The organism is Tropicimonas sp., assembly GCF_047971885.1.
In the GTDB taxonomy this organism is placed as follows: domain Bacteria; phylum Pseudomonadota; class Alphaproteobacteria; order Rhodobacterales; family Rhodobacteraceae; genus Tropicimonas.
In genome coordinates, this window is the sequence record NZ_JBKEAE010000097.1 from 1 (window position 1) to 21,994 (window position 21,994).

Genomic DNA, 21,994 nt, shown 5'->3' on the forward strand with positions numbered 1-21,994 from the left:
GGGCGGAAATACATGCCCGGCGACCAGCGCCATTCGGTCGCCGTCGCATGGCCGGAGCCGGTCAGCGCCACCACCGAACGCGCCGCGCAGGCGGTGATCGCGCCCGAGGCGACCTCGGTCAGCCGCCCGCCCGCCATGCGGTAGACATGGGCCGTGCCGCCGGTGAGCCAGCCGTCGGCGAAGACCTCGCCCGAAGACAGGTTGCTGATGCCGCCGTTGGCCACCATCAGCCCGCAGGTTATCTGCCCGCCGGCAATCGCGCGCGGCCGCAGGCACAGGCGCATCTCGTCGGGAAAGAGCCGCAGGGTGTTACCCTCCTTGGCGTAATTGTAGGTGCCCTGAACCGTTGCGGTGTTCGCGCCGGTGGCATGGCCGGCGCCGGGCCGGGCGAACAGGACCGTGTCCTCGGCCGGCCGTTCGGCCAGGGCGGCGATGTATTGCGTCATGGCAGGGTGATCCCGTGCTTGGCAGCCAGTTCGCTGCGGATGGCGGCAAGCGTTGCCGTATCGGTACTGGCGGTGGCGAACACCTCGTGAATGTCGCCGCGCAGGGGCGTGTCGATGGCCCCGGTGCCGCCGTTGATCCGGCCGCCCATGGCAACCGCCAGATCGATGCCCGGCCAGTTGGCGACGTCGAACGCGGTCGCCGCGACATGGGTGGCCGTGTCCACCGCCACCGACAGGTCGCTCTGGCTGAAGGTGAATTCGACCAGATGCACGACACCGGTCAGCGCCGCCGTCACCGTGCCGTTCGCACTGGCCACGGTCACCGCACCGCCATTGACGGGGCCGCGTATCGTGACGCCGAAGCCGCTGCGCGCGTTCGCGCCGTAGAAGCTGTTCACCGTCGCGTTGAGCCGGATGTAGGGATCGCCGCTGTGGCTGTTCGATTCGGCGAGCAGGGCGCCTGAATGCGCCTGGCTCGCGCCGATGCCATAGGCCGCGTCGATCCCCGGCTGGCGCAGGACGGCAAGGACCCGCGCCTGCCCGCCATCGGCAATGGCCCGGCGGACGGTATCGCTGCCGGCGGCGCCTTTCAGGCCGTGGGCGCCGTAGAACTCCGCCCGGCTCTCACCCGCGTTCCACACCGGCGCCGCCAGCCCCGGCACCGCCGCGATATCGTTGCCGTTGCCGGTGGCGTCGGTCCAGGCGGTGATGTTGCCCGCGCCATCGGTGGCAACCCCGCCCGCCTCGAACCAGTAGAGCGCGGCGGTATCGCCCGCCATCGTCGAGACCAGCGTCCGGGCCACCGCCGGGGTGCCGTCGACGCCGCCGGCATCGGTGGCGATGTTCTGCGCGTTCTCCCGCCAGTCGATATTGGCGTTGTCCGGGTTGGCATAGGCGGCGCCGGTCGCGCCGGTCGGGTTGCCGTTCAGATACCACTCCCCGATGACCACCGCCGCGTCATCGGCGGGCGAGATCCACAGCCCCGGCGTGGCGGTGAAGCTGTCGGCCGGCCCCTCGGCCGCGGTGGCCGGCACGATCTCGACCGGCAGGCCGGCGTCGATATCGGCAAGGTCCTGTGCGCTCAGCGTGTATGGCGAATGCGCGGTATAGGCCGTATCCGTGCCGGTGATGAGAACCTGCGCCGGGCTGTCCGCATCGTCGAAGGCCACGTCCACCCCGGCGATATTGTCAGCAATCGTGTAGCCGGAGGCGGCCGCAACGGTGAAATCGAACGTGTCCGTCGCGCTGCCGCCGCCGTTCGTCGCCGTCACCGCAACCCCGGCATAGCTGCCCACGCTGTCGGCAAAGCTCAGCACCGACCCGGCCAGCGACACCCCGGCCAGCGGCGCCACCCCCCAGACAATCGCCCCATCCCCACCGTCATCTGTGACATAGGCAGACAGATCGACACTCATGTCCCCGCCCGTCACCCGTGTCAGGTCGGGGATCGAGATCGCCGGCGCGGTGGGGGCAACCTCGGCACTATAGGCTGTGCTGGCGCTTCCGTCCGGATTGGTGGCCGTCACCGTATAATGTACCTGCGGGGAGACGGCGCCTGTCGAATGCGTTACGATGCCGGTGCCACCGTCGATGGAGGCGGCGTCATCGGCCGGAGAGATTGCATAGGAAATATCCGTTCCGGCGAAGGCAGCGGATGCATCGACGATCTGGATGCCGCTGCCATATTGAAAGCACATGTCCGGCAGGGAAGCGATTACCTGCGGCGCGGGTGACGCGGGCAGCAGAACCGTGAGGGTCTCGGCCACCGAGCCTGCGGTGTTGGTTGCCGTTTCCCGGACGCCGAGCCCTTCGGCCAGATCTTCGGCAGAGATCGTGTGGGTGCCGGATGTCTGTCCGGGGATGGCTGCCCCGTTGCGTATCCACTGGACCTCGATATCCGGCGTTCCGGCCGATGCGCTGTGGGCATAAAGGCCGGGCTGAAGTGTGACAGTCTCGCCAATCGCCGTGTTTCCGGAAACGCGCGGCGCCACCAGCGTGAACGGACCTGCCGCCACATCGGCATCCGAGACGGTATAGGTTCCGGCATAGGCCGATGGCTGAACGATTACGATCTGGCTGGTTATGCTGGCAATCAACTGCCCGCTCGTGTGGACACCGGCGCAGGCAACCTGAACCAGAGGCTGTACGATCGACCGCGGGATGGGACGAAAGATGGACATGTGCATTCCTTTGGTGATGAATCGGATGGGAACGGATTGTGCCGACCGGAAAGCGACCGACCGCCGGGATGTCCACGCCATTGATCATGTGTCGCGGTGAGGGCATCGAAGATCTTTCCCGATACCATCCGGGTTACACTTGGTCGTACAAAGTGCCGGCTTTGCGCGGCTTTTCCGGGCGTACTTTGGGGGCTCATCTGGAGGTTTTCCTGAGGCCGAACGCCTCTGCACCCGGGACAGTCACCCAGGTGCGATAAGGGAGTCCTAGCAGAGCGTCCGGTTCCCGAAGGGAAATGGCAACGGGCGGAAACCCTGACCTGTCGCGGCCTGATACTCCGGCGTACGGCAACCGGGCGTGCCGGACGGGATAAACGGCGGTCCGCTCAGCCCTCGGCCAGAACGTCGGCGCGGAAGCCGCCCTTGCGCCAGGCGTTCAGGGCATCGGCGAGATCCGGGCCGCTCGTTCCGTCCGGAACGCCCTTGTAGAGACCGGCCGATTGCAGGCGGGCCTGTAGCGCGCGCAGGGTTTCGCGGTTCCAGTCGTCCGGATGCCGGGTGAGCTGGGTCAGTGTCTCGCCGGAATCCTCGGCCACACCCCTGAGCAACATGTTGGCCGCGGCACCCGGGGCCGGGGCGCCGTGGCGCCCCTCGTCGAGGATAATGGCGGCGGCCAGATAACCCCGCGGCTCGCCAAGCTCGGCGGCACGGCGGAAATATTCCAGCGAACTGCGGGTCAGCCCGGGGTGGGTGAACCCCTCCTCGAGCAGGGCGCCGAGGTTGTAGGTCGCGATCGCCGAGCCATTGTCGGCCGCTTCGATCAGAAGCCCGATCGCCCGCCGCACATCCTGATCGACACCCTGTCCGGTCAGATGCATGACCGCGAGGTTGATGGCCCCGTCGTCGCTGCCGCCCGCCGCCGCCTGCTCGTAAAGCCTTTCAGCGAGCAGGAAATCCTGCGGTACCTCGCTGCCGTTCTCGTAGAGGATGCCGAGGCTGACCATGGCGCGCAGGTCGCCGCGATCGGCCGCGTCCCGGTAGAGCCGGACCGCTTCGTCGTCCTGTCCCCCGGCCATCGTCGCGCGGGCCAGAAGGGCGGTGAAATGCGGCTGTCGCGGGTTGGCCTCGGCGGCTTCGGTGCAGGCTTCGACGGCAAGATCGGCATGGCGCGCCAGAACGCCGAGCGAAACGCCGAGCGTGCCCACGGTTGCATCCCGGGGATGGGTGGCCAGCCGTTCGCAGGTGCGTTCGGGGCCATTCTCGTCGGTTTCCTGCAACTGGCTGCGCAGCCGCGCGGCATCGGCCGCATACTGGCCGTCGGGAAATTTTTCCAGATAGGTCTCGACGACCCGCAGGCTTCGTACCCGCTGGGCGAGGCTCCACAGCACCTGCTCGCTGCGGCTGTCGAGCCTGGAGGCATAGGTCGCGTCCCCCTCGCCGGCCAGCAGTTCCTCGGCCTCGGTGGCATGTGTCCCGTCGGGATAGCGGGCCAGATAGAGGGTCATCAGGTCGGGGTCGTCCGAGGCGGCGGCGACCTGGAAGAACTGGGTTTCGATCGAGGCTTCCGGCAGGCGGGGGTCGAACTTGAACTGCCGGGTGAGCGACGAGTTCTCCCACGGCACCTGCAATCCGCCGGTCTGTTTCAGCACGTCGTTGCGCACCGCGATCATCATGTCCGAGATGTCCTGCCCCGGCGTGCGGATGTGATTCAGGATCGCGTTGGTGAACGGGCTGTTGGAGCCCGTCCCGTCATAGGCGACGTTGTCGGGCTGGGTGGCGAAGGAAATCAGGTAGCCGGCCGCGCTGCCGATGCGCGCCAGCCCGTCGCGGGCGGCGCGGGTGCCCGCATCGCCCAGCGGGTTGTCGCGGCAGGCATCGAGAAAGACCAGCCGGACCCGGTTCCTGCCACCGTCTTCGGCCCCGGCGGGCTGCGGGCCCGCATCCGGCGCCATGACACTGATGATATCGTCGAGCGGGACCGCCTGTTCCAGCACCGTCTCGGGGCTGGCGATCGCGGCGTCGGCGGGAAAGATGTAGTTCTTCGAATTGATCTGCACCGCGTGGCCGGCAAAGTAGAACAGCGCCACATCGGCGGTATCGGCCTCGGCCCGGAAACGGTCGATCAGGCTCACCAGTTCGTCCCGGCTGGTGTCGAGCCCCAGGTGCACCCCGAAATCGAGCGATTTCAGAGTGTCGGCCAGCGCCTGGGCATCGTTCAGCGGGTTCGAAAGTGCCGGGAAACCGCCCGCGTAGCTGCCGTTGCCGATGACCAGTGCCACGCGCGTTTCGGCATGGCCCGGCCCGCCCAGTGTCAGGCAGAACCCGGCAACGAGACCGGCCAGCGCCAGCCCCGCCCGCCGCAGCAATCGGTTACAATTCGCTGACACGCACCAGCTCCCCATCCAGCCGGTCGAAGGCCGAGGCGACTTCGACAATCTGTTGCCGCTGGACCCGGGCCAGCACCGGATCGTCCGCCCGGATCAGGCTGATCGATTTCCGTATCTCGCCGCCCGCCCGCGCAACCGCCTGCCGGGCCTCGGCAATCGCCTCGGATCTGATCTGCTGGCGCTGCTCGTCGGTGGTGGCTTCGGCCAGACGGTTCCGGGCCCGGATACCGGCGGCGCCGACAGCCCGTTCGGCATCGCGGATCACCGCCGAGACGTTCGCCGCCACGTCGGGCATCGGCTTGAGAAGCTCGTCAAGCTCGGCGGCATAGGTTCCCATCGCCCCCGCGATACAATCGAGATAGACGTCGATATTGTCCGCGAGAGTGGCGCAGATCACCGCGTCCTGATTGAGGTTGCTCGACACCGTCTCGACGCTCAGCAGGGCCTGCCGGGTGGTGAAAAGCTCGCGCGCGCCGCCGCCCTGCATGATGGCTTCCTCGTCGTCCCCGGGGATGAATTCGACGGGCAGAAGCAGGCCGTTGTCCCAATGGAATTTCGACAGTACCTGCGGGTTCAGGAAACGTACCGTCGTGTTGCCGTCGAGGCTGAGATCGTAGCCGTCGTCGGGGGAGGTGACGGTCAGGGTTCCGGGGACGAATTCGAAGGTGTAGTTCGAGATGCCGCGGGTGCTCAGCCCGCTGCCCTCGGGGCTGCCGTCGCCGATCTGGGTGATGGCATAGGGGCTGTCGGAAATCAGCGCGCCCGGCGCGGCCCCGGCGCTTTGCAGGGCGATCCCGGTCAGCCTGTTGCCGTTCACCAGCCCGGTGGCGCTGAATTCGCTGCCGCTGAAGCTCAGCGTTTGGCCGAATGTCTTCGACTGGTTGTCGATCGTCACCACGACATTGCGCGGCGTGACCGTCAGGTCGCCCGCCTGATAGACGATGTTGTAGTTTCCGATCCCCTTGCCGGTCGCGTCCGAGACATAGATCGGATAGGTGTACCAGCCGCCGCCAAGCGCCGTACCGGCGGACGAATCGCCCGCCACCGCGGCCCATGCCGGGGCGCCGTCGCTTCGCAGGGTGATACCGGTGAGACTGTCGCCACCGGCCAGCCCCTTCACGATGATATCGCCCGGCCCGAAGGTCAGCCTGTCGCCGTAGGTCTTGCTCTTGTCCCGGGCGGTGATCGTCAGCGTGGCGGGCGTGACCGAGAAATTGCCCCGGCTGCTGATGACGCGATAGCTCTGCCCCAGCGTGCTGGTGGCCTCGTCCTCGGCGGTGATGGCATAGGTGCCGGCATTGCTGCCCGCCCCACCCTGCGACGTGTAGGTGAGGGCAAGGTTATCCCCGCTGGTTCCGAACAGATAGACCCCGGGCCCGCCATAGAAGCTGCCCGTGAAGGCGGGCGTCTTCGACGCGCCGTAGGTGACGGTCGCATTGTCCGGATTTGCCCAGACAACCGGGGTCAGCGTGTAAAGCTCGGGGTAATTCCCGTCGCCCGGCGGGGCCCAGGTGGTCAGGAAGCTCCAGCCCAGGGGTGTGGCAAGGTTGCGGAAATAGGTCTGGTTCTGTAACTGGGCGGTGGTCAGCGAGGTTGCGGCGTTCACGCCCGCCGTGCCGCTGCTGACGGTCACGCCGGTGGCCTGCCTGTCCCAGAAGTTGCCCGAATAGGTCGAGCTTCCGCTCTCGCCGACAAACCCGCCGATCAGGGCGTTACCCGTGGCCGTGACCGACCCGGCGGCGTAGGACCGTACGACATCGGCCCCGGTCGAGACGCCGATCAGCCCGCCGATCATGGAATCGCCCGTGGTTTCGACCCGGACATCCGAGACGGAATAGGTGTCCTGTACCTCGGCGGTGTTCCAGCCGATCAGCCCGCCGGCCTGGATGGTGGCATAGCCCGAGGGGTCGGCGACATCGAGGGAGACATCGGAATAGGCGCGCTGGACGTATCCCGCGGCATCGCCGATCAGCCCGCCGACAAAAAGTATGGTGCTGTCCTGCACGTCGACGGTTATGGCGGGCCGGTTGCCCGTCAGCCAGGCGCCGGCGAAACTGTCGATGACCGATCCGTCCGACTGGCCGATCAGCCCGCCCACCCGGACCACGTCGAAATAGGTCGCTCCCGAGACGCTGATATCGGCTTCGGCGCGCGAGGCCCATACATGGGCCCCGCTGCCGCGACCCCAGCCGATCAGCCCGCCGACGTTGGTATTGGCGGCACTGTAATCCAGCGTGACATCGATCGCCCCCTGAGCCGAGGCCAGCGTGACCGCCCCCCGGTTGTCGCCGATCAGCAGCCCGGCCAGCCCGCCGTTCGAGGTCAGCGAAATGTCCCGAAGGATGATGTTGTCGACATCTCCCAGATTGACGGCAGCAAGCATGCCGACGCTCGAGTCCGTACTCAGGCCATCGGCGAAGGACGAGGCGATCCGCAGGTTTTCCACCGTCCCGCCGGCACCGATGACCTCGAAAAGACCGCTGTAACTGTCCCAGCGGGTCTCAAGGCCGGTGATCTGCCGGTTGTTGCCGTCGAGGGTGCCGGTAAAGGCATGCAGGGGGGTTCCGCCCTGCATCTGCCCGATCGGGTTGAAACCCTGATAGACAGTCAGGTCGTCCCGGTAGTTCCAGCCCGCGGTACCGCTGGCGTCGATGTTATTGGCCAGGATGTAGGAGAACGGAAGCAGTTCGGCCGAATCGATGCCCTGCAACCCGTAGATATCGGTGATCCGGTAGGGGTTTGTCTCCGATCCGTTCCCGCCGAGCGCCCGCAGGAAGCTGCGGGTCGTCATGTCGCTGCCAAGCTGGAAATCATCGGCCGAGAAACCGGCGATGCCGACACCGACCTGCTGCCAGTTGCCGGCCTCGAGGGTGAAGCTTCCGACCGCGATGTCGGCCCCGGTGCCAAGCTGGATATCGCCGGCGGCTCCGTTACCGGCCAGAGCCGAGATGTAAAGGGAAGCTGCGGAAACAGGAGCGTTGAGATTGATCTGCGGCGCGCTGAGGCTGATTGTTCCGGTTCCGGCCGCAACTTCACCGCCAAGGTCGATACCGGTCAATGCCACCATGGACAGGGCGCCGCTGCCGATGGAGATGTCCGAAAGCGTCTCGATGGAGCCGCCGGCGCTCAGGGTGACGCCACCGCCACCGGTGGCGGTGATATCGCCAGTGTTCAGAAGGATGTTGTTGGCCGCCTGCAGGGTCAGCGAGAACGCGCTTCCCCAGGACAGATCGGCATTCACCGTGATGTCGCCGGCCTGTGTTCCGAGACTGCCGTTGTCCGTGGTGATAAACACATCGGTCGTCAGCAGGTTGGTGGCGATCAGGGCGGCGGGGATTTCGCTGTCGTCGCCCGTCGGCAGGTAGTTTCCGCCGCTTTCGCTCCAGTTCACACCGGTCGGATCGTCGGTGATCGTCACGTTGTAGGGGTCGATCAGCAGGGTGCCGATGGTGCCTTTGGGGGCGGTTGTGTCGACAAGCCCGGTAAACGCCAGTTGCACCTTGCCCGAAACCTCGACGAAGCCGCCGTCGCCACCGGCCGGGCCGCCCTTGGCGGAAATGCGACCTTCGAAGGCGGTCAGCCCGTCGCTCCACAGAACGATATCGCCGCCGCTCCCGCTTCCGGTGGCGTCGGCCCGGAGCGTCGTAAGTGCATCGACCCCGGTAAATTGTGCCCGCAGCAGGTTGCCCTCGCCCTTGGGATCGCCCCCGATCCGGATACTGCCGCCGCCGTCCACGCCGCTTGCGTCGAGCGTCGCGCCGCGCAATTCGATCCGGTTGCCGGTGATGGTGATGGCGCCGCCGCCCTGGGCGGGCCGCGCCCTGGGCTTGGGCGAGCTTCTGAGCGTGGTCTGGGCCGCCTTGCCGGTGGTCAGGATCTTCCCCTTGACCGTCACCCTGCCGCCCGGGCCGCCGCCGAGGATCACCGCCCCGTTGCGGCCGCTGACCGTGCTGGCCTCGGCAATGCCGGTAAGGTTGATGGCATGGCGCGCGGCATTGCGCGCCGTTGCTGCCTTGATCTCGATCAGCCCGCCGTTGGCCTCCAGGGTGCCCGAACTGTCGATAAGCTGCGCGGGGTCCGTATCGGACGAGGGCAGGGCCACCTGCAGGAAGCCCTCGCCCGACGGATCGAGCGTGATCTTCTCGCCCGCTCCCAGTCCGATCCGGCCCATCGGCACCAGGATCGTTCCCGAATTACGCACCTTGCCGCCCAGCAGCGCGGCATACCCCTGGCCATCGACGACGATCTGGCCGGCGTTCGACACCGTGGCCGAAGCCCCGGTTTCCGAGGGATCCTTGCCCGAAAACCGCAGGCGCCCCTCGCGAAAATCGCTGTCGGTGATCCCCAGGGTCGAGGCGACGAAGGCATTGGTGTTGATCCGGCCCGATGGCCCGATGGCAATTCCGTTGGGATTGACCAGAATCACCTTGCCATTGGCGACAAGGGCTCCGTCGAGCCGGCTTGGCAGGTTGCCGGTGACACGGTTGAGCATCATCGCCGACGCCGACGGCTGGCGGATATCGACCGCCTTGCCCTGGCCGATCGAGAAATCGCCCCAGTTGATGATCGCCTTGTCCGAGCCCTGATTCAGCCTCATCTGGCCGGTGGCGGGGCGGGTGATCGTGACATTCCCGTGCACCACGCTGCCGCCGGAGGGCAGATCGCCGGCAAGTGCTGCCGCCGGCACCAGCGCGGTGCCGGTGCAGAGCAGCCAGCGCAGCCAGCGCCGGCGGGTTGTTGTCATACCCTCAGAACCGGAACGAACCGTAGACGGTGAAGCGACCGTCGTTCGTATCGAGATCATCCCTGTACCCCCTGCCGTATTCGGCGCGTAATGCCATGTCAGAATAGCGCGGATCGCGTGTGACGAGCAAATCGAGTCCCAGCCCGTAGGAGCTGGCGCGGACCGCATCGGGTTCAAATCTTCCGGGGCGTTCGAAATAGGCCGCACCCGTGGCCGCAAAAACATACGGTGAGAAATCGACCGGCATGGCGGTCGCGAAGGTCTGCTGGCGCGAAAGCTCTCCGCGCACGACCCAGCCGGAATCGCCGTTCAGCGTTCCCATGTCGAAGGTCGAAAGCGCCTGCGGACCGACAAGACCGATCTGTTCGCTGCTGACCAGCGGGTCGCCGAACGAGGTCTGGCCCCGGCCGAACAGCGACAGGGCGAAATCCCGCCGCAGCGGCGTGAAATAATCGGCGTAAAGCTCGAGCTTGGTATAGGCCGCGTCGGCCCCGTTGCGCGAAAGCGGCAGCGTGGGGCTGGCATCCGCCGCCGAACGGGCGCCCAGCCCGTCGACTCCGACCGACAGGACCGCCGCCGCCGAAAGCGTCGCACCGCTCGATTCGAACTTCTTGTAGAAATCCCCCGACAGGCGGAACACGCGGATATCGTCGCGGTAGATGGGAAAATCCCCGCGGCTGGTCAGGATATCGAGATCCTCCGACTGGACATCGAAGGCGAACTGGCCGTTCACGTTCATCAGCCGCGAGCGCACGAAGGGATAGCGCAGGCGCAGCGAGAGCCGCTCGAACCGGCTGGTGGTGGAAATGATGACATCTTCCGGAGAAGTGCGGCTGTCGGTGTATTCGGCGTTGAAGCTCAGCCCGTTGGTGCCGATCGGATAGATGATGCCGCCGGCCAGTGTCCTGAGTTGCGGCGAGTCGCTGGCAAAACCCAGCTTTTCGCTGTTGACGCCCGAAAACGGATTGCCCGAGGCCCAGAAATAGATGGTCTCGCCCTGTTTCAGCAGGCTGTTGAGCTGGAGCGAGGTATCGAGCGACCAGTTGCCAAGCTCGTCGCCGAGCGAGTTGTCGATGCCGACGAACCCGGTCACCGGCTTGTGCATCGCCTGCAGCGACAGCACGGTGCCGCCGGGCTCCACCCCGGTCGAGAGCGCCGAGGCGAGCGAAACGCCCGGCACGTCGCCGGCCATCAGCAGCCGGCGTTCCAGTTCGCTGCCGATACCCGGACGGTTCAGGACCGGTTCGGTCAGGGCATCGATTCGCCCGGCCACCCGCTCCGGCAGTCCGGTGTCCCTGATGCGCTCGACAAAGCCGTTGACGACGAGGATCCTGAGCCGCCCGCCATCGACCAGTTGCTGCTGCGGCAGCACCACGCGGGTCAGTACAAAGCCGTTTTTGACATAGGCGGTCTGCAAATCCTCGGCGGCACGGAAGATTTCGGCCACCGGAATCCGCCCGGTCGTCAGGCGGGCGGCCATTGCCCGGTTGGCCGCTGCCATCTCCGGAAGGGCATTCTCGATATCGACCCCGGCCACGGCGATCGAAAGCTGTTCGGCCCCTTCGGGGATGCCGAACCCGCCGGCGCCGGAAAAATCGACACTGCCCGTCAGGCGCTGCGGTTCGGGGCGGAAGCTGCGGGGCGTCACCTCGCTGGCGGTTTGCGCCGTCGCGGCCCCCACGGCCAGAAGAACCCCGCAGGCGGCGGCCAGAAACGCCTTCGCACCCCGCCGCGATGCCGCGCGGGCGCATGGTACATGTACACACTTTCGATCCTCGTGCTCGAAAGGCGTGAAGGCCATCGTCTGCTCCTCGATATGCCGCATGCTAGCATTTTTCGGATCATGTGCCGTCAAAACCCGACAGAAATCGGGTTTTTGCATAAAACACCAGAGAGATATTGAATTTTGGCAACTGCGCACAACCATGTCGCGACGAGGCCGCATCAGGTGCACGCCTTGCGGGCCAATTCAGCATATCGCCCGGGAAAAGCTTCCTTGCGGGGTGTTTCGGACGCGGGAAACCGGCACCCTGCGGGAAGATGGTGGCCACAGACCCGATTCGCCGAAAACGCCAAAGGCAGCCGGGTCATTTCGGTTTTCCCAGCAGCCGGGTCATGTGTTCCTCGATCGCGGTTTCCACATCGTCGTGCCAGGTCAGCTTGCCGTTTTCGAGAACGGCGCCGGATTTGCACAACTGGCGGAGCGTATTGGGGTTGTGCGAGACCACGATGGCCCCCGCCGTCTTGAGTCGCTCCTTCAGTATTTCCGAACATTTCTTCCGGAATGCCGCATCTCCGACCGAGGTGACCTCGTCGATCAGGTAATAGGAAAACGGGATTCCCATCGAGATACCGAACGCCAGACGCGCCCGCATGCCCGAACTGTATGTCCGGAAGGGGGCATGGAAACTGCTGCCAAGCTCGGCGAAGTCACGCACGTATTCGATCAGGCTGTCGGTATCGATGCCATAGGCCCGGGCGACGAAGCGCACGTTCTGCGCCCCGGTCAGTTCCCGATGGAAACTGCCGGCAAAGCCGATCTGCCACGAGATCTCGCCCGTGCTGACGATACGGCCGGAATCGGCCCGCATGGTGCCGGCCAGCACCTTGAGAAGGGTCGACTTGCCCGCCCCGTTGCGGCCGAGCAGGGCGACCGATCCACGGTCGGGAAACGTGGTATTCAGGTTCCGCGCCACATACTTCCGCTCGCCCCGGACCCAGAAGGATTTCGTCAGGTTTTCCAGACGGATCATCGTCAGCGGCGATCCCGCATGCCATAGGCCGTCAGCAGGGCGATCATCCAGAACAGGAAGCAGAAGCCCAGCACCCCGAACCCGATGAGCAGCCGGCTGGGATATTGCGAGCTTTCCGCCAGCGTCGGCGGTACATGGGCCGCCAGATAACGGCTCTTGCGGCGGGCTTCGGCCAGCGCCGTATCATAGGCCGCCGCCGCGGCCATATATGCCTGTTCGGCGAACTGGCGGTCGGCAAGAAGCCCTTCGAAATCGCCGACCACCGAGGCAAAGGCGCCGGCGCCCTCGTTGGCGTCCTGCCCGAGCTTGTCGCGCTCCTGATCGATCCGGGTCCGGATCGCCTCGATCTTGCGGTCGACCGCGACAAGGCGGGGGTCGTCGTCGCGCGTCGTGCTGGTGAGAAGGTCGCGTTCGATCAGCGCGGCGGCCAGTTGCTGTTGCAGGGCCGTCAGAACGCCCATCTGGCTTTCCAGATCGGCCTGGGGGTCGATGATCTGCTCGCGGTCGCGCAGGGCGCGCATCTTCTCGCGCACCTCGGTCAGGCGTTCACCCGCCTGTTCCAGCTCGAAGGCGGTGTATCTGGTCGTGTCGTCGCGGGCGATCTTGCTGAGGTGGTCCACAAGTTCGCTGCTGGCGTTCATCACCGCTGTGGCGATCGCATGGGCATCCTCGGGGGTGAAGGCGAAGACCTCCACGTCGATCAGCCCCGAGCCCGAATCGTAGGTGATATAGGCCATGCGTTCCCAGTACTTGAGAAGCTCTTCGATCGGCTGTCCCTTGCGGAAGGCAAAGACCGGATCGAAGGCGGGTTTGGAGTAGATCTCCTCGAGATTCACGTCATCGCGGATATCCTCGAGCAGCTTCTGGCTGCGCAGATATTCGTTCAGGATGTCGGCGTCCGTCGAGGTGCCGGTGGAAACTTCACCGAAAGCCCCCAGCGCATCGAGCGGGTTCTTGAACTCCTCGGAGCGGATCGAGAAACTGACCCGCGAGGAATACTCATCGTCCGCCACGACATAGAGATAGAAGAAGGACAGGATGCCCGGCAGCAGGACGAAGAGCAGGAAACTGGACAGCAGAAGGAAATGCCGCCGGTGAAGCCGCGCCGGCGTGGCGATGCGCAGCGGCGTCCTGCCCAGCATCGTGACCGATGGGGTATCGGCGGGGGCAACCCGGGAAAGGCGCGTCTTGGCGGCCTGGTCTGCCACCTTCTTCCCCACCGCCTTCTCGGGCGTCGGAGGTGTTGTTGCCCGGGCTTTCACGATATAAGCTCCGTATCCTGTGTGCTGCGCGGCGTCATGGAGCACCCGCATACCCGATATCTAACCTTCCGGACACCGAAATAGAAGCTGGATGACACCCCTGAAGCCCAATAGCGGTCCATTTGCAATGGTTCAGGCCTTCCGGTCGATTTCCGCGCTGATCATGCGCGAGATGGCAACCTCCTATGGAAAGTCGAGCATCGGCTACCTGTGGGCCATCCTCGAACCGGTTGGCGGGATTTTCGTCCTGACGGTGGCCTTCTCGCTCGTGATGCGCAGCCCGGCCCTGGGCGAGAGCTTTCCGCTGTTCTATGCCACCGGCATGCTGCCCTTTTCCGCCTATAACGCCATGCAGAACAAGTTGTCGGGGGCGGTGATGCAGAACAGGCCGCTGCTGTTCTATCCCCGGGTGACCTACATGGATGCCATCATCAGCCGTCTCATCCTGACGCTGGTCACCCAGCTCATGGTCTTCATCGTCGTGTTCACGGGTATTCTTGCCTTCGAAAACCTCAATCAGCACATCGATGTGGTCCGGATTCTCACCGCCTTCCTGGTCACCGCCTTTCTGGGCCTGGGGATTGGCACGCTCAACAGCGTCCTCATCTATCTGTTCCCGTCCTGGCAACAGGTCTGGAGCATCGTCACGCGGCCGCTCTTCCTTGCTTCCTGCATCTTCTACCTCTTCGATACGCTGCCCGAATTCGCGCAGGATATCCTGTGGTTCAATCCGCTGGTCCATGTCATCGGACTGACCCGGGAAGGGTTCTATGCCACCTATCGGGCCGATTATGTCGTGCTGGCGTATCCTCTTGCCGTCGGCGGGTTTGCATTGTTCGCCGGGCTGGTCCTGCTCAAGCGTTATGCGCTGGACATGATCAACGAATGAAACCGGGTACCCTGCCGGGGTGGGCCGTTTCGGGGTGTCGCTTGAACTTGCGGTGCGGCCGCACTAGACCGGCGTGATCCGTCTTTCTTCGGGATCCGGAAAGATATCAACCGAACGGCGATAGAACCATGGCGCCACCTGCTGACGTATCTTCCCGGGACTCCACGCTGTCCGATGCCAGCCGCGTGCTGCGGATCGAGGGGCAGGCGCTGCTCGACATGGCCGAGGCGCTGCCCCGGGATCTGGCCGGGGCGATCGGGTGCATCCTGGCCTGCCGGGGGCGTGTCATCGTCTCGGGGATCGGCAAGTCGGGCCATGTCGGGCGCAAGATCGCGGCGACGCTGGCCAGTACCGGAACGCCCGCCTATTTTGTCCATGCCGCCGAGGCGAGCCATGGCGATCTGGGCATGATCGCCCGGGACGATGTCTGCCTGCTGATCTCCAATTCCGGTGAAACGCCCGAGTTGCGCGACCTTGTGGCCTATACCCGGCGGTTCTCGATTCCGCTGATCGCCATCTCCTCTCGCGCGGACAGCAGCCTGATGCGGGCGGCCGATTACAGGCTGCTGCTGCCGCCGGCGCCCGAGGCCTGTTCGATCGGCATGGCACCCACCACCTCGACCACGCTGACACTGGCGCTCGGCGATGCGCTGGCGGTGAGCCTGATGGCGCGGCGGGGTTTCCGGCCGCAGGATTTCAACGTCTTCCACCCCGGCGGAAAGCTCGGAGCACAGATGGTGAAGGTCGAACAGCTCATGCATGGCGGCGATGCCGTTCCGCTGGTCGAAAGCAATACCGACATGCGCGAGACGCTGCTGGTGATGACCTCCAGGGGGTTCGGTATCGCCGGTGTGCTCGAGGACGGCAGGCTGGCGGGCGTCATCACCGACGGCGATCTGAGGCGCAACATGGACGGGCTGCTGGAGCGCCGGGCAATCGATATCGCCAGCCGTTCTCCGGTCACCGTGCGGCCCGACATGCTGGCCGCCGCGGCCCTGGCAACCCTCAACCAGCGGGCGATCACCGCCCTTTTCGTCGTCGACGAAACCGGTGTACCGGTCGGTGTGCTGCACGTTCACGACTGCCTGAGAGCGGGAGTAGTATGAAGACCGTTATCCTGATCCCGGCGCGCTACGCCTCGACCCGCTATCCGGGCAAGCCGCTGGTTGCCCTGCGCCAGCCCGACGGTACGGAAAAGACCCTGATCCGCATGACCTGGGAGGCGGCCCGGAGTGTCGGCGGTATCGACGCGGTCTATGTCACCACCGACGACGAGCGGATCCGTGCCGAGGCCGAAAGCTTCGGCGCCGGCGTGATCATGACCTCGGACCGGTGCGAGAACGGTACCGCCCGCTGCGCCGATGCCCTGGCGCGTTCGGGCATCGGGGCCGATCTGGTGATCAACCTGCAGGGCGACGCCCCGCTGACGCCGCCCTGGTTCGTCGAGGCGCTGGCCGGGGCGATGGCGGTCGATCCGGAAATCGCCGTGGCAACCCCGGTGCTGCGCTGCGATGCGCTGACCTACGGGCACTTCGTCGAGGATCGCCGCAACGGCCGTGTCGGCGGCACTACCGCCGTCTTCGACACCAGAGGCGATGCGCTCTACTTCTCCAAGGAGGTCATCCCCTGGCTGCCCGGAAACGTGTCGTTCGGGGACGAGCCGATCCCGGTTTTCCACCATGTCGGCGTCTACGCCTACCGCCCGGCGGCGCTCGCGGCCTATTCCGGCTGGGCGCCGGGAACGCTCGAACGGCTCGAGGGGCTGGAACAGCTGCGGTTTCTGGAAAACGGCATGAAGGTGCGCTGCGTCGAGGTGCACGCCCGTGGCCGGGTCTTCTGGGAACTCAACAACCCGGCCGACGTGGCGCGGATCGAAAATGTCCTGAAGACGATGTGATCCCGGCGCCCGTGGTCAGCATGGGCGGCCCTGACGGTCAGCGCGTCACGGACGGGACGAGACCCCGATAGCCGCGCGGCGCGGTTTCCTTGTCCTCCAGCAGAATCGAGGACAGCCGCGCGTTTATGCGGTCCCGGTCGTAGACCTCGGACGCATGGCGCCGGGCGGCGCGGGAAAAATCCGTAAAGAGCTTCGGATCGCAAAGCCGGTCCAGCCGTTCGGCCCAGAGTTCCGGATCGTTGTCGGGCAGCAGGAAGCCCGTCTGCCCTTCGACAATGGTATTCTGCATTGCCGGGGTGTCGCGCACCAGGCAGGGCAGCCCGCTCGACTGTGCCTCCATGATCGCGGCCGGCAGGCCCTCTTCATAGACGGACGGAAAAATCAGCGCCGAGGCGTTGCGGTAGAATTCCGGCATGTTGGAAACGGGGCCGCAACTTTCCACACAGCCTTCGTCCAGCCAGCGCTGAATGTCGTCGGAGGTGATTTTCCCCTGCGCCGCCGGCAATCCGGCAATCGCCAGGCGCCAGTCCGAACCCCGGCGCTTCAGATGCCGCGCAAGGTCGAGAAAAAATCCGATCCCCTTTTCCTGCACCAGCCGTCCGACAAAGACCAGCCGCCGCGCCGCCAGTGGGTCGGCGGCAGGAAAGAAGCGCCGGGTGTTTGTTCCGACCCCGGGAACGACTGCAATCTTCTCGGCCATATGTCCATGCAGCCGTCCGATCAGGGCCGCATCGCGGGGGTTCAGCAACACCCATTGATCCATGCAGCGGGTCAGGTTGCGGAACAGCCAGCGCTTTGGCCCCGCATCTTCCCGCAGGAGAAAGGACAGGGCGCTGCCCAGCCCCTCCATCAGGGCGACGATGCGCGCCTGCGGATGGACGAGGCGGATGATGGCCGGGGTCAGCACGATCGGTTTGGCGTTGAAACAGCAGATCGTATCGGGCCGGTGCCGCCGGATCAGGCGCGTCAGGCGCCGCAGCGGACCGAGATCGCCCCGCCCGGGGGGCGTGGCGTGATTTCCCCCCAGATCGGCCCAACTCACCCCCGGCATTTCGAAGGGGGCGAAGATACCGTCCCCGCTGTCCCCCCAATAGGCGCAGATCACATGACAGTTGTGGTTTTCCACCAGGGTCCGGATGAGCGACCGGCGAAACCGGCAGAAGGGCATGATACTGCCGCCCACGAAGAGCACGACACGTCGGTTCCCTTCAATCACTGCCCGTTCCCTCGCTAGAACCCGTTGTCAACGCTTGTGAACAGTTGCAGGAGGTCTGCCTGCGGGACATTCGCAAAACCAGCCTTACGCGAATGTGAAAATCATAACAACATGAAGTACCACGGGGTTTTGGGAAGATGTGGCGTCTGAGCGGAATATGGCACAATCCGCAAGCCGTTTTTCCCGCGCCGGGGCGGCGGATTTCTTCACGGCTCTGGAAACCCGTGCGGGAGCCGCGTAACCAGTACCAATCGGCCGCCGGATGACCCGGAGCGGTTCGGCAAGCGCGATGGTATGATCCTTGATCTCCGAGAGAACACAAGAAGCACCCCGGATCTATATCGCCTATCACGATATGCGCCCGGTCCTGACCGGCGCGCATCTGATCCCCATACAGGTCGGGCGGGCCATTGCCGATTTCATCCTTCCCGGCGCGGAGGGCGACGATACCGGCGCCAATATTTCAGCCCTCAACCCGGAATATTGCGAATTGACCGCCCATTACTGGGCCTGGAAAAATACCGCTCACGGCGGTCACGTGGGGTTGATGCACTACAGGCGGCTGTTCGATCTGGCGGAGCGGATGAACCCTCGCGGTCATTCGGAACGCTACGTGCTCGATTTCGACAGCCAATCCTATCGCGCTGATGTGGCAGGGTATTTTTCGAACCCGGATTCGGCCGGAATCGATCTTGTCGTTCCGCGACCGGCCCGCCTGATACGCCCGATCCTCAGCCAGTACCGGACCCATCACCGGATCGACGATTTTCTTGTCATGCGGAATGTCGTGGCCAAACGGCACCCGGATTTCCTGCCGGATCTTGACAGGATCCTGCACCGGAACCGGTTTATCATGGGCAACATGTTCATCATGTCCGGCCGGGTTTTCGAACATTACAGCCGCCTGCTCTTCGATATCCTGGACGAGACCCGGGCGCGTATTCCGGACAGGCCACAACCGGAGACGGGATACCAGAGGCGCTATATGGGGTTTCTGGCGGAACGGATCATGACAGCCTATGTATTTGGCAATCACCTGCGGGAGTCGTTTCCCGATCTCGGCATGGCCTACAGGGGCATTGTCAATATCGACAGCAGCATTCCGCGAAAGGCCGGTCCCTTGCGTCTGGCACGCTATTGCCTGCAACGGCGCCTTTCCCTTTCGGATGCGCTGACAGCGATGAAATATGGCGGCTCATCGGATGACAGCCAGTCAAACGGACTTCGCATCAGGTGAAAACGAAATTGTCGCCGGAAAGCTCTCCGAGCCGGATATCATCGAAGGTGATGACGTTCCGGCCGTCGCGATCCATGTCATAGACGACATCATCGCCGATCTGACGGGAGGCACTCCGGAAAGCGCCGAAATCCGAGGCCTCTCCCTTCACGGGGATGAACAGGAGGGTATCGGAAGCGGAGAAATCGCGGATGTGATCGGATCCGAAATTACCCTTGAAAACAAAGGTGTCCCTGCCGGTTCCGCCCATCAGAACATCGTTTCCGGATTCGCCGCAAAGCCGGTCGTTGCCGCTGCCGCCCGAAAGCCTGTCGTTACCGCTGCCGCCATAGAGGCGATCGTCATTGCCCTGGCCGAAGAGCTTGTCATTTCCGCTGCCGCCGAGGAGAACATCGTTGCCATCTCCGCCGACCAGCCGGTCCCGCCCGCTGTCTCCCCAGAGCCTGTCGTAGCCGCTGCCGCCATAGAGACGGTCATTGCCACCCTGACCGAAGAGCTTGTCGCTGCCGCTGCCGCCGAGGAGAAGATCATCTCCGCTACCGCCGACCAGCCGGTCCTGTCCGCCTCCACCCGAAAGCCTGTCGTGCCCGCTTCCGCCATAGAGCCGGTCGTTGCCGCCCTGGCCGAAGAGCTTGTCGCCACCGCCGCCGCCGTTGAGACTGTCGTTGCCATCTCCTCCGACCAGCCGGTCCCGTCCGCCCTTGCCGTAGAGGGTATCGTTGCCGCCGAGGCCATCGATCCGGTTGCCGCCTTCATTGCCGACCAGCCGGTTCGCGGCACCGTTTCCCGAAAGCGACAGATCGTCCGCCCCCAGCAGGCGGGCGTTTGCGATGCCCGATTTCAGGTCCAGGTCCGCCGAAGCCTCCAGCCATGTGGTTCCGACAAGATCGAGCTTGACGTTGCCCGAGGACATGTCGACCCGGGCTGCGGCGCTCATGTCGCCGCGCCGGACGGCGACATCCACCCAGTCGGCGGCGGTGAGTTCGAGCGCATATCCGCCGGCGGACATGCTCTTCGTGCTCTGACCATTGGCCGAAAATACCGTGCCGCTGCGGCCCTCGCCGATCGTATAGAAACGATTGTTGTTCAGGTCGTCGTAGACCACCCCGGTCAGGAAGACCGAATTGCCGGAGCGGGCGAAATTCTCGGTCAGCATCGAGGAATTGTAGGTCTTGCCGTCCTGCTCGAACTTTCCCGCCACCTGGCCGATGCCGATTTCCTGGAAATTGTCCCGCAGGATGTTCACCCGGTGGCCGGCGCTCAGGAACAGGCCGCGGTGATGGGATTCGATCGCCCCGTTGAGGCTGATCGAACCGGTGGAGCCGCGCACCGAGATATTCTCGCCGGCCGACCAGGCCCCGGTGAAATCGTATCCCGCGCTGTCCATCCTCTGATAGGAGCGCGAGCCGCCGGCTCCGGTGTGGCTGAAGACATCGTTGTCCAGCATCCATTTCGAGTGGTTGGTGGCCGCCTCGGCAAGGGCGGAGTTCGGGGCCAGGACCTGCCGGCTCCCGCCGCTCAGCGTGCCGGCCGGCAGATCGTCGTTCAACCGGATGCCGTAACGGGCGGCCTCGCCCAGCGGGTCGAGCCGCGCCCGGTTGATAAGTTCGATCAGATATTGCTCGGCAGCCGTCAGCGAGGAGCTCATCAGGGGCCCTTCTCTTGATGAATCCGGGTGGGTACTGGGACCAACAAACTCGGTTCAACATGAGACACTGATACGGCAGCGCATGGGCACAGCCATGGCGCTTCCCTATATATTGAATGATTCAAACCCCGGATTTCAAGGCCAGAGCGTGAAATCGGGCGGAAAACCCCATCCGGTACCGATGCCCGCAACCCCGAGGCGGGAAACCTCATGGCCCCGTACATTCACGGCTGGCAGCCACTCCGCCGGGAGTTTATACGACCGGCCAGTTCCATCTTGGCGGAGGCCGGCAGGTGAAAAGGGAAGCGGAACAAAAGGTATCCGGCGGCACGGCGCCCGGTGAGCAGGGCGCGCCCCCCGACCTGACCTTCGTGGTTCCCGTCCACAATGCCGAAGCCCATCTGCCCCGGCTGGTGCGGAACGTGTCCAATCTTGGCAGGGACGGGCTGCGTTGCCAGATGGTCTTTGTCGACGATGCGTCTTCCGACGGCAGCGTCGCGGTTCTGAAGGACCTTGCCGGCCGGTATCCGGGTATCGAACTGATCGAAAGTCCGGAAAACCGCGGGGCCGGTCTGGCCCGGAACGCAGGCTGGGCCCGCGCCGCCGGGCGCTACACGATCTTTTTCGATGCCGACGACATCCTGCATGGCGATGTGATCCATGGTGCCATCGCAGACATGGATGCCGACCCGGAACTGGACACGGTACTGTTCGCCTATCGCTACGAGCGCGAGGAAACGGCCAGTTTCACCGACATGGGCTACGAGGACAAGATAACGCTCGCAGCCCTGTTGCAGGGCGCGCCCAGGGCAACGGGCGATATCGAAGACATGGGCCGCCTGCTGGTTTTCACGAATTACCCCTGGAACAAGATCCTGCGCACCGCTCATTTCCGGCAGGCAGGGATGCGCTTTGGCAAGACCCGGGTGAACAACGATATCCTGGGGCATTGGCACAGCCTGCTGCTGGCACGCAGGATCATGGTGCGGGACGCGATCATCTGCACCCATATCGTGCATCCGCAGGGCGGGAACATCACCAACAGTTCCGGCCGCGACCGCCTGCAGATGTTCGAGGCTCTGGACGAGACATACGACCTGCTGGAGGCCAACCCCCATCTGCGCCGCCGGTTTGCGCATTTTTACTGGATTCTTGCAAACCGTCTGGTCCGGTGGGCCAGACCGCGGCTCGATCCCGATTTTCGCCTGCCGTTCGAGATGCGTTATACCGATCTTCTCATGCGGCTCGATCTTGGCGATCTGGCCCGAATGCGCACCAGGCATTCCCCCGATCTGGCCTGCGCACTTGTCAATCACCTGATCCGTTAACGAGGGGCTG

General features: G+C 64.8%; 14 protein-coding genes. 5 read left to right on the top strand and 9 right to left on the bottom strand.

Annotated elements, in window-relative coordinates; genetic code table 11:
* The 7 genes from ACK5IR_RS08805 to ACK5IR_RS08835 all read right to left on the bottom strand — a co-directional run.
* Nucleotides 1-446 (bottom strand): hypothetical protein (locus ACK5IR_RS08805; RefSeq protein ID WP_416927979.1); only part of this gene is annotated, 446 nt, incomplete at its 3' end.
* Nucleotides 443-2,626, bottom strand: a complete 2,184-nt coding sequence (locus ACK5IR_RS08810) for a hypothetical protein (protein ID WP_416927981.1) — start codon at nucleotides 2,624-2,626, stop codon at nucleotides 443-445. The genes ACK5IR_RS08810 and ACK5IR_RS08805, both read right to left, overlap by 4 nt.
* Nucleotides 2,627-3,009: 383 nt before the next feature.
* Nucleotides 3,010-5,010 carry a caspase family protein gene (locus ACK5IR_RS08815; protein WP_416927983.1) on the bottom strand — a complete coding sequence of 667 codons (2,001 nt, stop codon included), beginning with the start codon at nucleotides 5,008-5,010 and terminating at the stop codon, nucleotides 3,010-3,012.
* The gene (locus ACK5IR_RS08820) at nucleotides 4,994-9,754 is read right to left on the bottom strand and encodes a filamentous hemagglutinin N-terminal domain-containing protein (RefSeq protein ID WP_416927985.1); all 4,761 of its coding nucleotides are present in this window, start codon (nucleotides 9,752-9,754) and stop codon (nucleotides 4,994-4,996) included. Before ACK5IR_RS08820 ends, ACK5IR_RS08815 begins: the two co-directional genes overlap by 17 nt.
* A 4-nt stretch (nucleotides 9,755-9,758) precedes the next feature.
* A complete protein-coding gene (locus ACK5IR_RS08825) occupies nucleotides 9,759-11,579 on the bottom strand; it encodes a ShlB/FhaC/HecB family hemolysin secretion/activation protein (RefSeq protein ID WP_416927987.1) in 1,821 nt (606 codons plus the stop codon).
* Nucleotides 11,580-11,841: 262 nt separating this feature from the next.
* Nucleotides 11,842-12,507 (bottom strand): ABC transporter ATP-binding protein, encoded by a 666-nt coding sequence (locus tag ACK5IR_RS08830; RefSeq protein WP_416927989.1) that lies wholly within the window; start codon nucleotides 12,505-12,507, stop codon nucleotides 11,842-11,844.
* Nucleotides 12,508-12,509: 2 nt separating this feature from the next.
* The gene (locus tag ACK5IR_RS08835; protein WP_416927991.1) at nucleotides 12,510-13,715 is read right to left on the bottom strand and encodes a hypothetical protein; all 1,206 of its coding nucleotides are present in this window, start codon (nucleotides 13,713-13,715) and stop codon (nucleotides 12,510-12,512) included.
* Between the two features lie 145 nt (nucleotides 13,716-13,860).
* On the opposite strand from ACK5IR_RS08835, the gene ACK5IR_RS08840 reads away from it, so the two are divergent.
* The 3 genes from ACK5IR_RS08840 (at nucleotide 13,861) to ACK5IR_RS08850 (ending at nucleotide 16,555) form a co-directional block, all read left to right on the top strand.
* Nucleotides 13,861-14,658, top strand: coding sequence for an ABC transporter permease (locus ACK5IR_RS08840; RefSeq protein ID WP_416927994.1), 798 nt, complete (start codon nucleotides 13,861-13,863; stop codon nucleotides 14,656-14,658).
* 128 nt (nucleotides 14,659-14,786) lie between these two features.
* The gene (locus ACK5IR_RS08845; RefSeq protein ID WP_416927996.1) at nucleotides 14,787-15,764 is read left to right on the top strand and encodes a KpsF/GutQ family sugar-phosphate isomerase; all 978 of its coding nucleotides are present in this window, start codon (nucleotides 14,787-14,789) and stop codon (nucleotides 15,762-15,764) included.
* Nucleotides 15,761-16,555 carry a 3-deoxy-manno-octulosonate cytidylyltransferase gene (locus ACK5IR_RS08850; protein ID WP_416927998.1) on the top strand — a complete coding sequence of 265 codons (795 nt, stop codon included), beginning with the start codon at nucleotides 15,761-15,763 and terminating at the stop codon, nucleotides 16,553-16,555. The genes ACK5IR_RS08845 and ACK5IR_RS08850 overlap by 4 nt, the downstream gene beginning before the upstream one ends.
* A 37-nt stretch (nucleotides 16,556-16,592) precedes the next feature.
* Here the strand turns inward: ACK5IR_RS08850 and ACK5IR_RS08855 are convergent, their stop codons facing one another.
* Entirely contained in the window at nucleotides 16,593-17,771 is a 1,179-nt protein-coding gene (locus ACK5IR_RS08855) for a glycosyltransferase (RefSeq protein WP_416928000.1), read from the bottom strand.
* A gap of 301 nt (nucleotides 17,772-18,072) precedes the next feature.
* On the opposite strand from ACK5IR_RS08855, the gene ACK5IR_RS08860 reads away from it, so the two are divergent.
* On the top strand, nucleotides 18,073-19,008 hold the full coding sequence (locus ACK5IR_RS08860) for a DUF4422 domain-containing protein (protein ID WP_416928002.1): 936 nt from the start codon (nucleotides 18,073-18,075) through the stop codon (nucleotides 19,006-19,008).
* On the opposite strand, the gene ACK5IR_RS08865 is transcribed toward ACK5IR_RS08860, so the two are convergent.
* Nucleotides 19,001-20,656, bottom strand: a complete 1,656-nt coding sequence (locus tag ACK5IR_RS08865; protein ID WP_416928005.1) for a CAP domain-containing protein — start codon at nucleotides 20,654-20,656, stop codon at nucleotides 19,001-19,003. The genes ACK5IR_RS08860 and ACK5IR_RS08865 overlap by 8 nt on opposite strands.
* Before the next feature lie 293 nt (nucleotides 20,657-20,949).
* On the opposite strand from ACK5IR_RS08865, the gene ACK5IR_RS08870 reads away from it, so the two are divergent.
* Complete coding sequence (locus ACK5IR_RS08870) at nucleotides 20,950-21,984, top strand: glycosyltransferase family 2 protein (protein ID WP_416928007.1); 1,035 nt, start codon at nucleotides 20,950-20,952, stop codon at nucleotides 21,982-21,984.
* Nucleotides 21,985-21,994: the final 10 nt, after the last annotated feature.

What these genes read in the sequence shown, in the direction of transcription:
- ACK5IR_RS08810 (WP_416927981.1), bottom strand. Translation starts at nt 2,626, where the DNA reads ATGTCCATCTTTCGTCCCATCCCGCGGTCGATCGTACAGCCTCTGGTT.
- ACK5IR_RS08820 (WP_416927985.1), bottom strand. Translation starts at nt 9,754, where the DNA reads ATGACAACAACCCGCCGGCGCTGGCTGCGCTGGCTGCTCTGCACCGGC.
- ACK5IR_RS08825 (WP_416927987.1), bottom strand. Translation starts at nt 11,579, where the DNA reads ATGCGGCATATCGAGGAGCAGACGATGGCCTTCACGCCTTTCGAGCAC.
- ACK5IR_RS08830 (WP_416927989.1), bottom strand. Translation starts at nt 12,507, where the DNA reads ATGATCCGTCTGGAAAACCTGACGAAATCCTTCTGGGTCCGGGGCGAG.
- ACK5IR_RS08840 (WP_416927994.1), top strand. Translation starts at nt 13,861, where the DNA reads ATGACACCCCTGAAGCCCAATAGCGGTCCATTTGCAATGGTTCAGGCC.
- ACK5IR_RS08845 (WP_416927996.1), top strand. Translation starts at nt 14,787, where the DNA reads ATGGCGCCACCTGCTGACGTATCTTCCCGGGACTCCACGCTGTCCGAT.
- ACK5IR_RS08850 (WP_416927998.1), top strand. Translation starts at nt 15,761, where the DNA reads ATGAAGACCGTTATCCTGATCCCGGCGCGCTACGCCTCGACCCGCTAT.
- ACK5IR_RS08865 (WP_416928005.1), bottom strand. Translation starts at nt 20,656, where the DNA reads ATGAGCTCCTCGCTGACGGCTGCCGAGCAATATCTGATCGAACTTATC.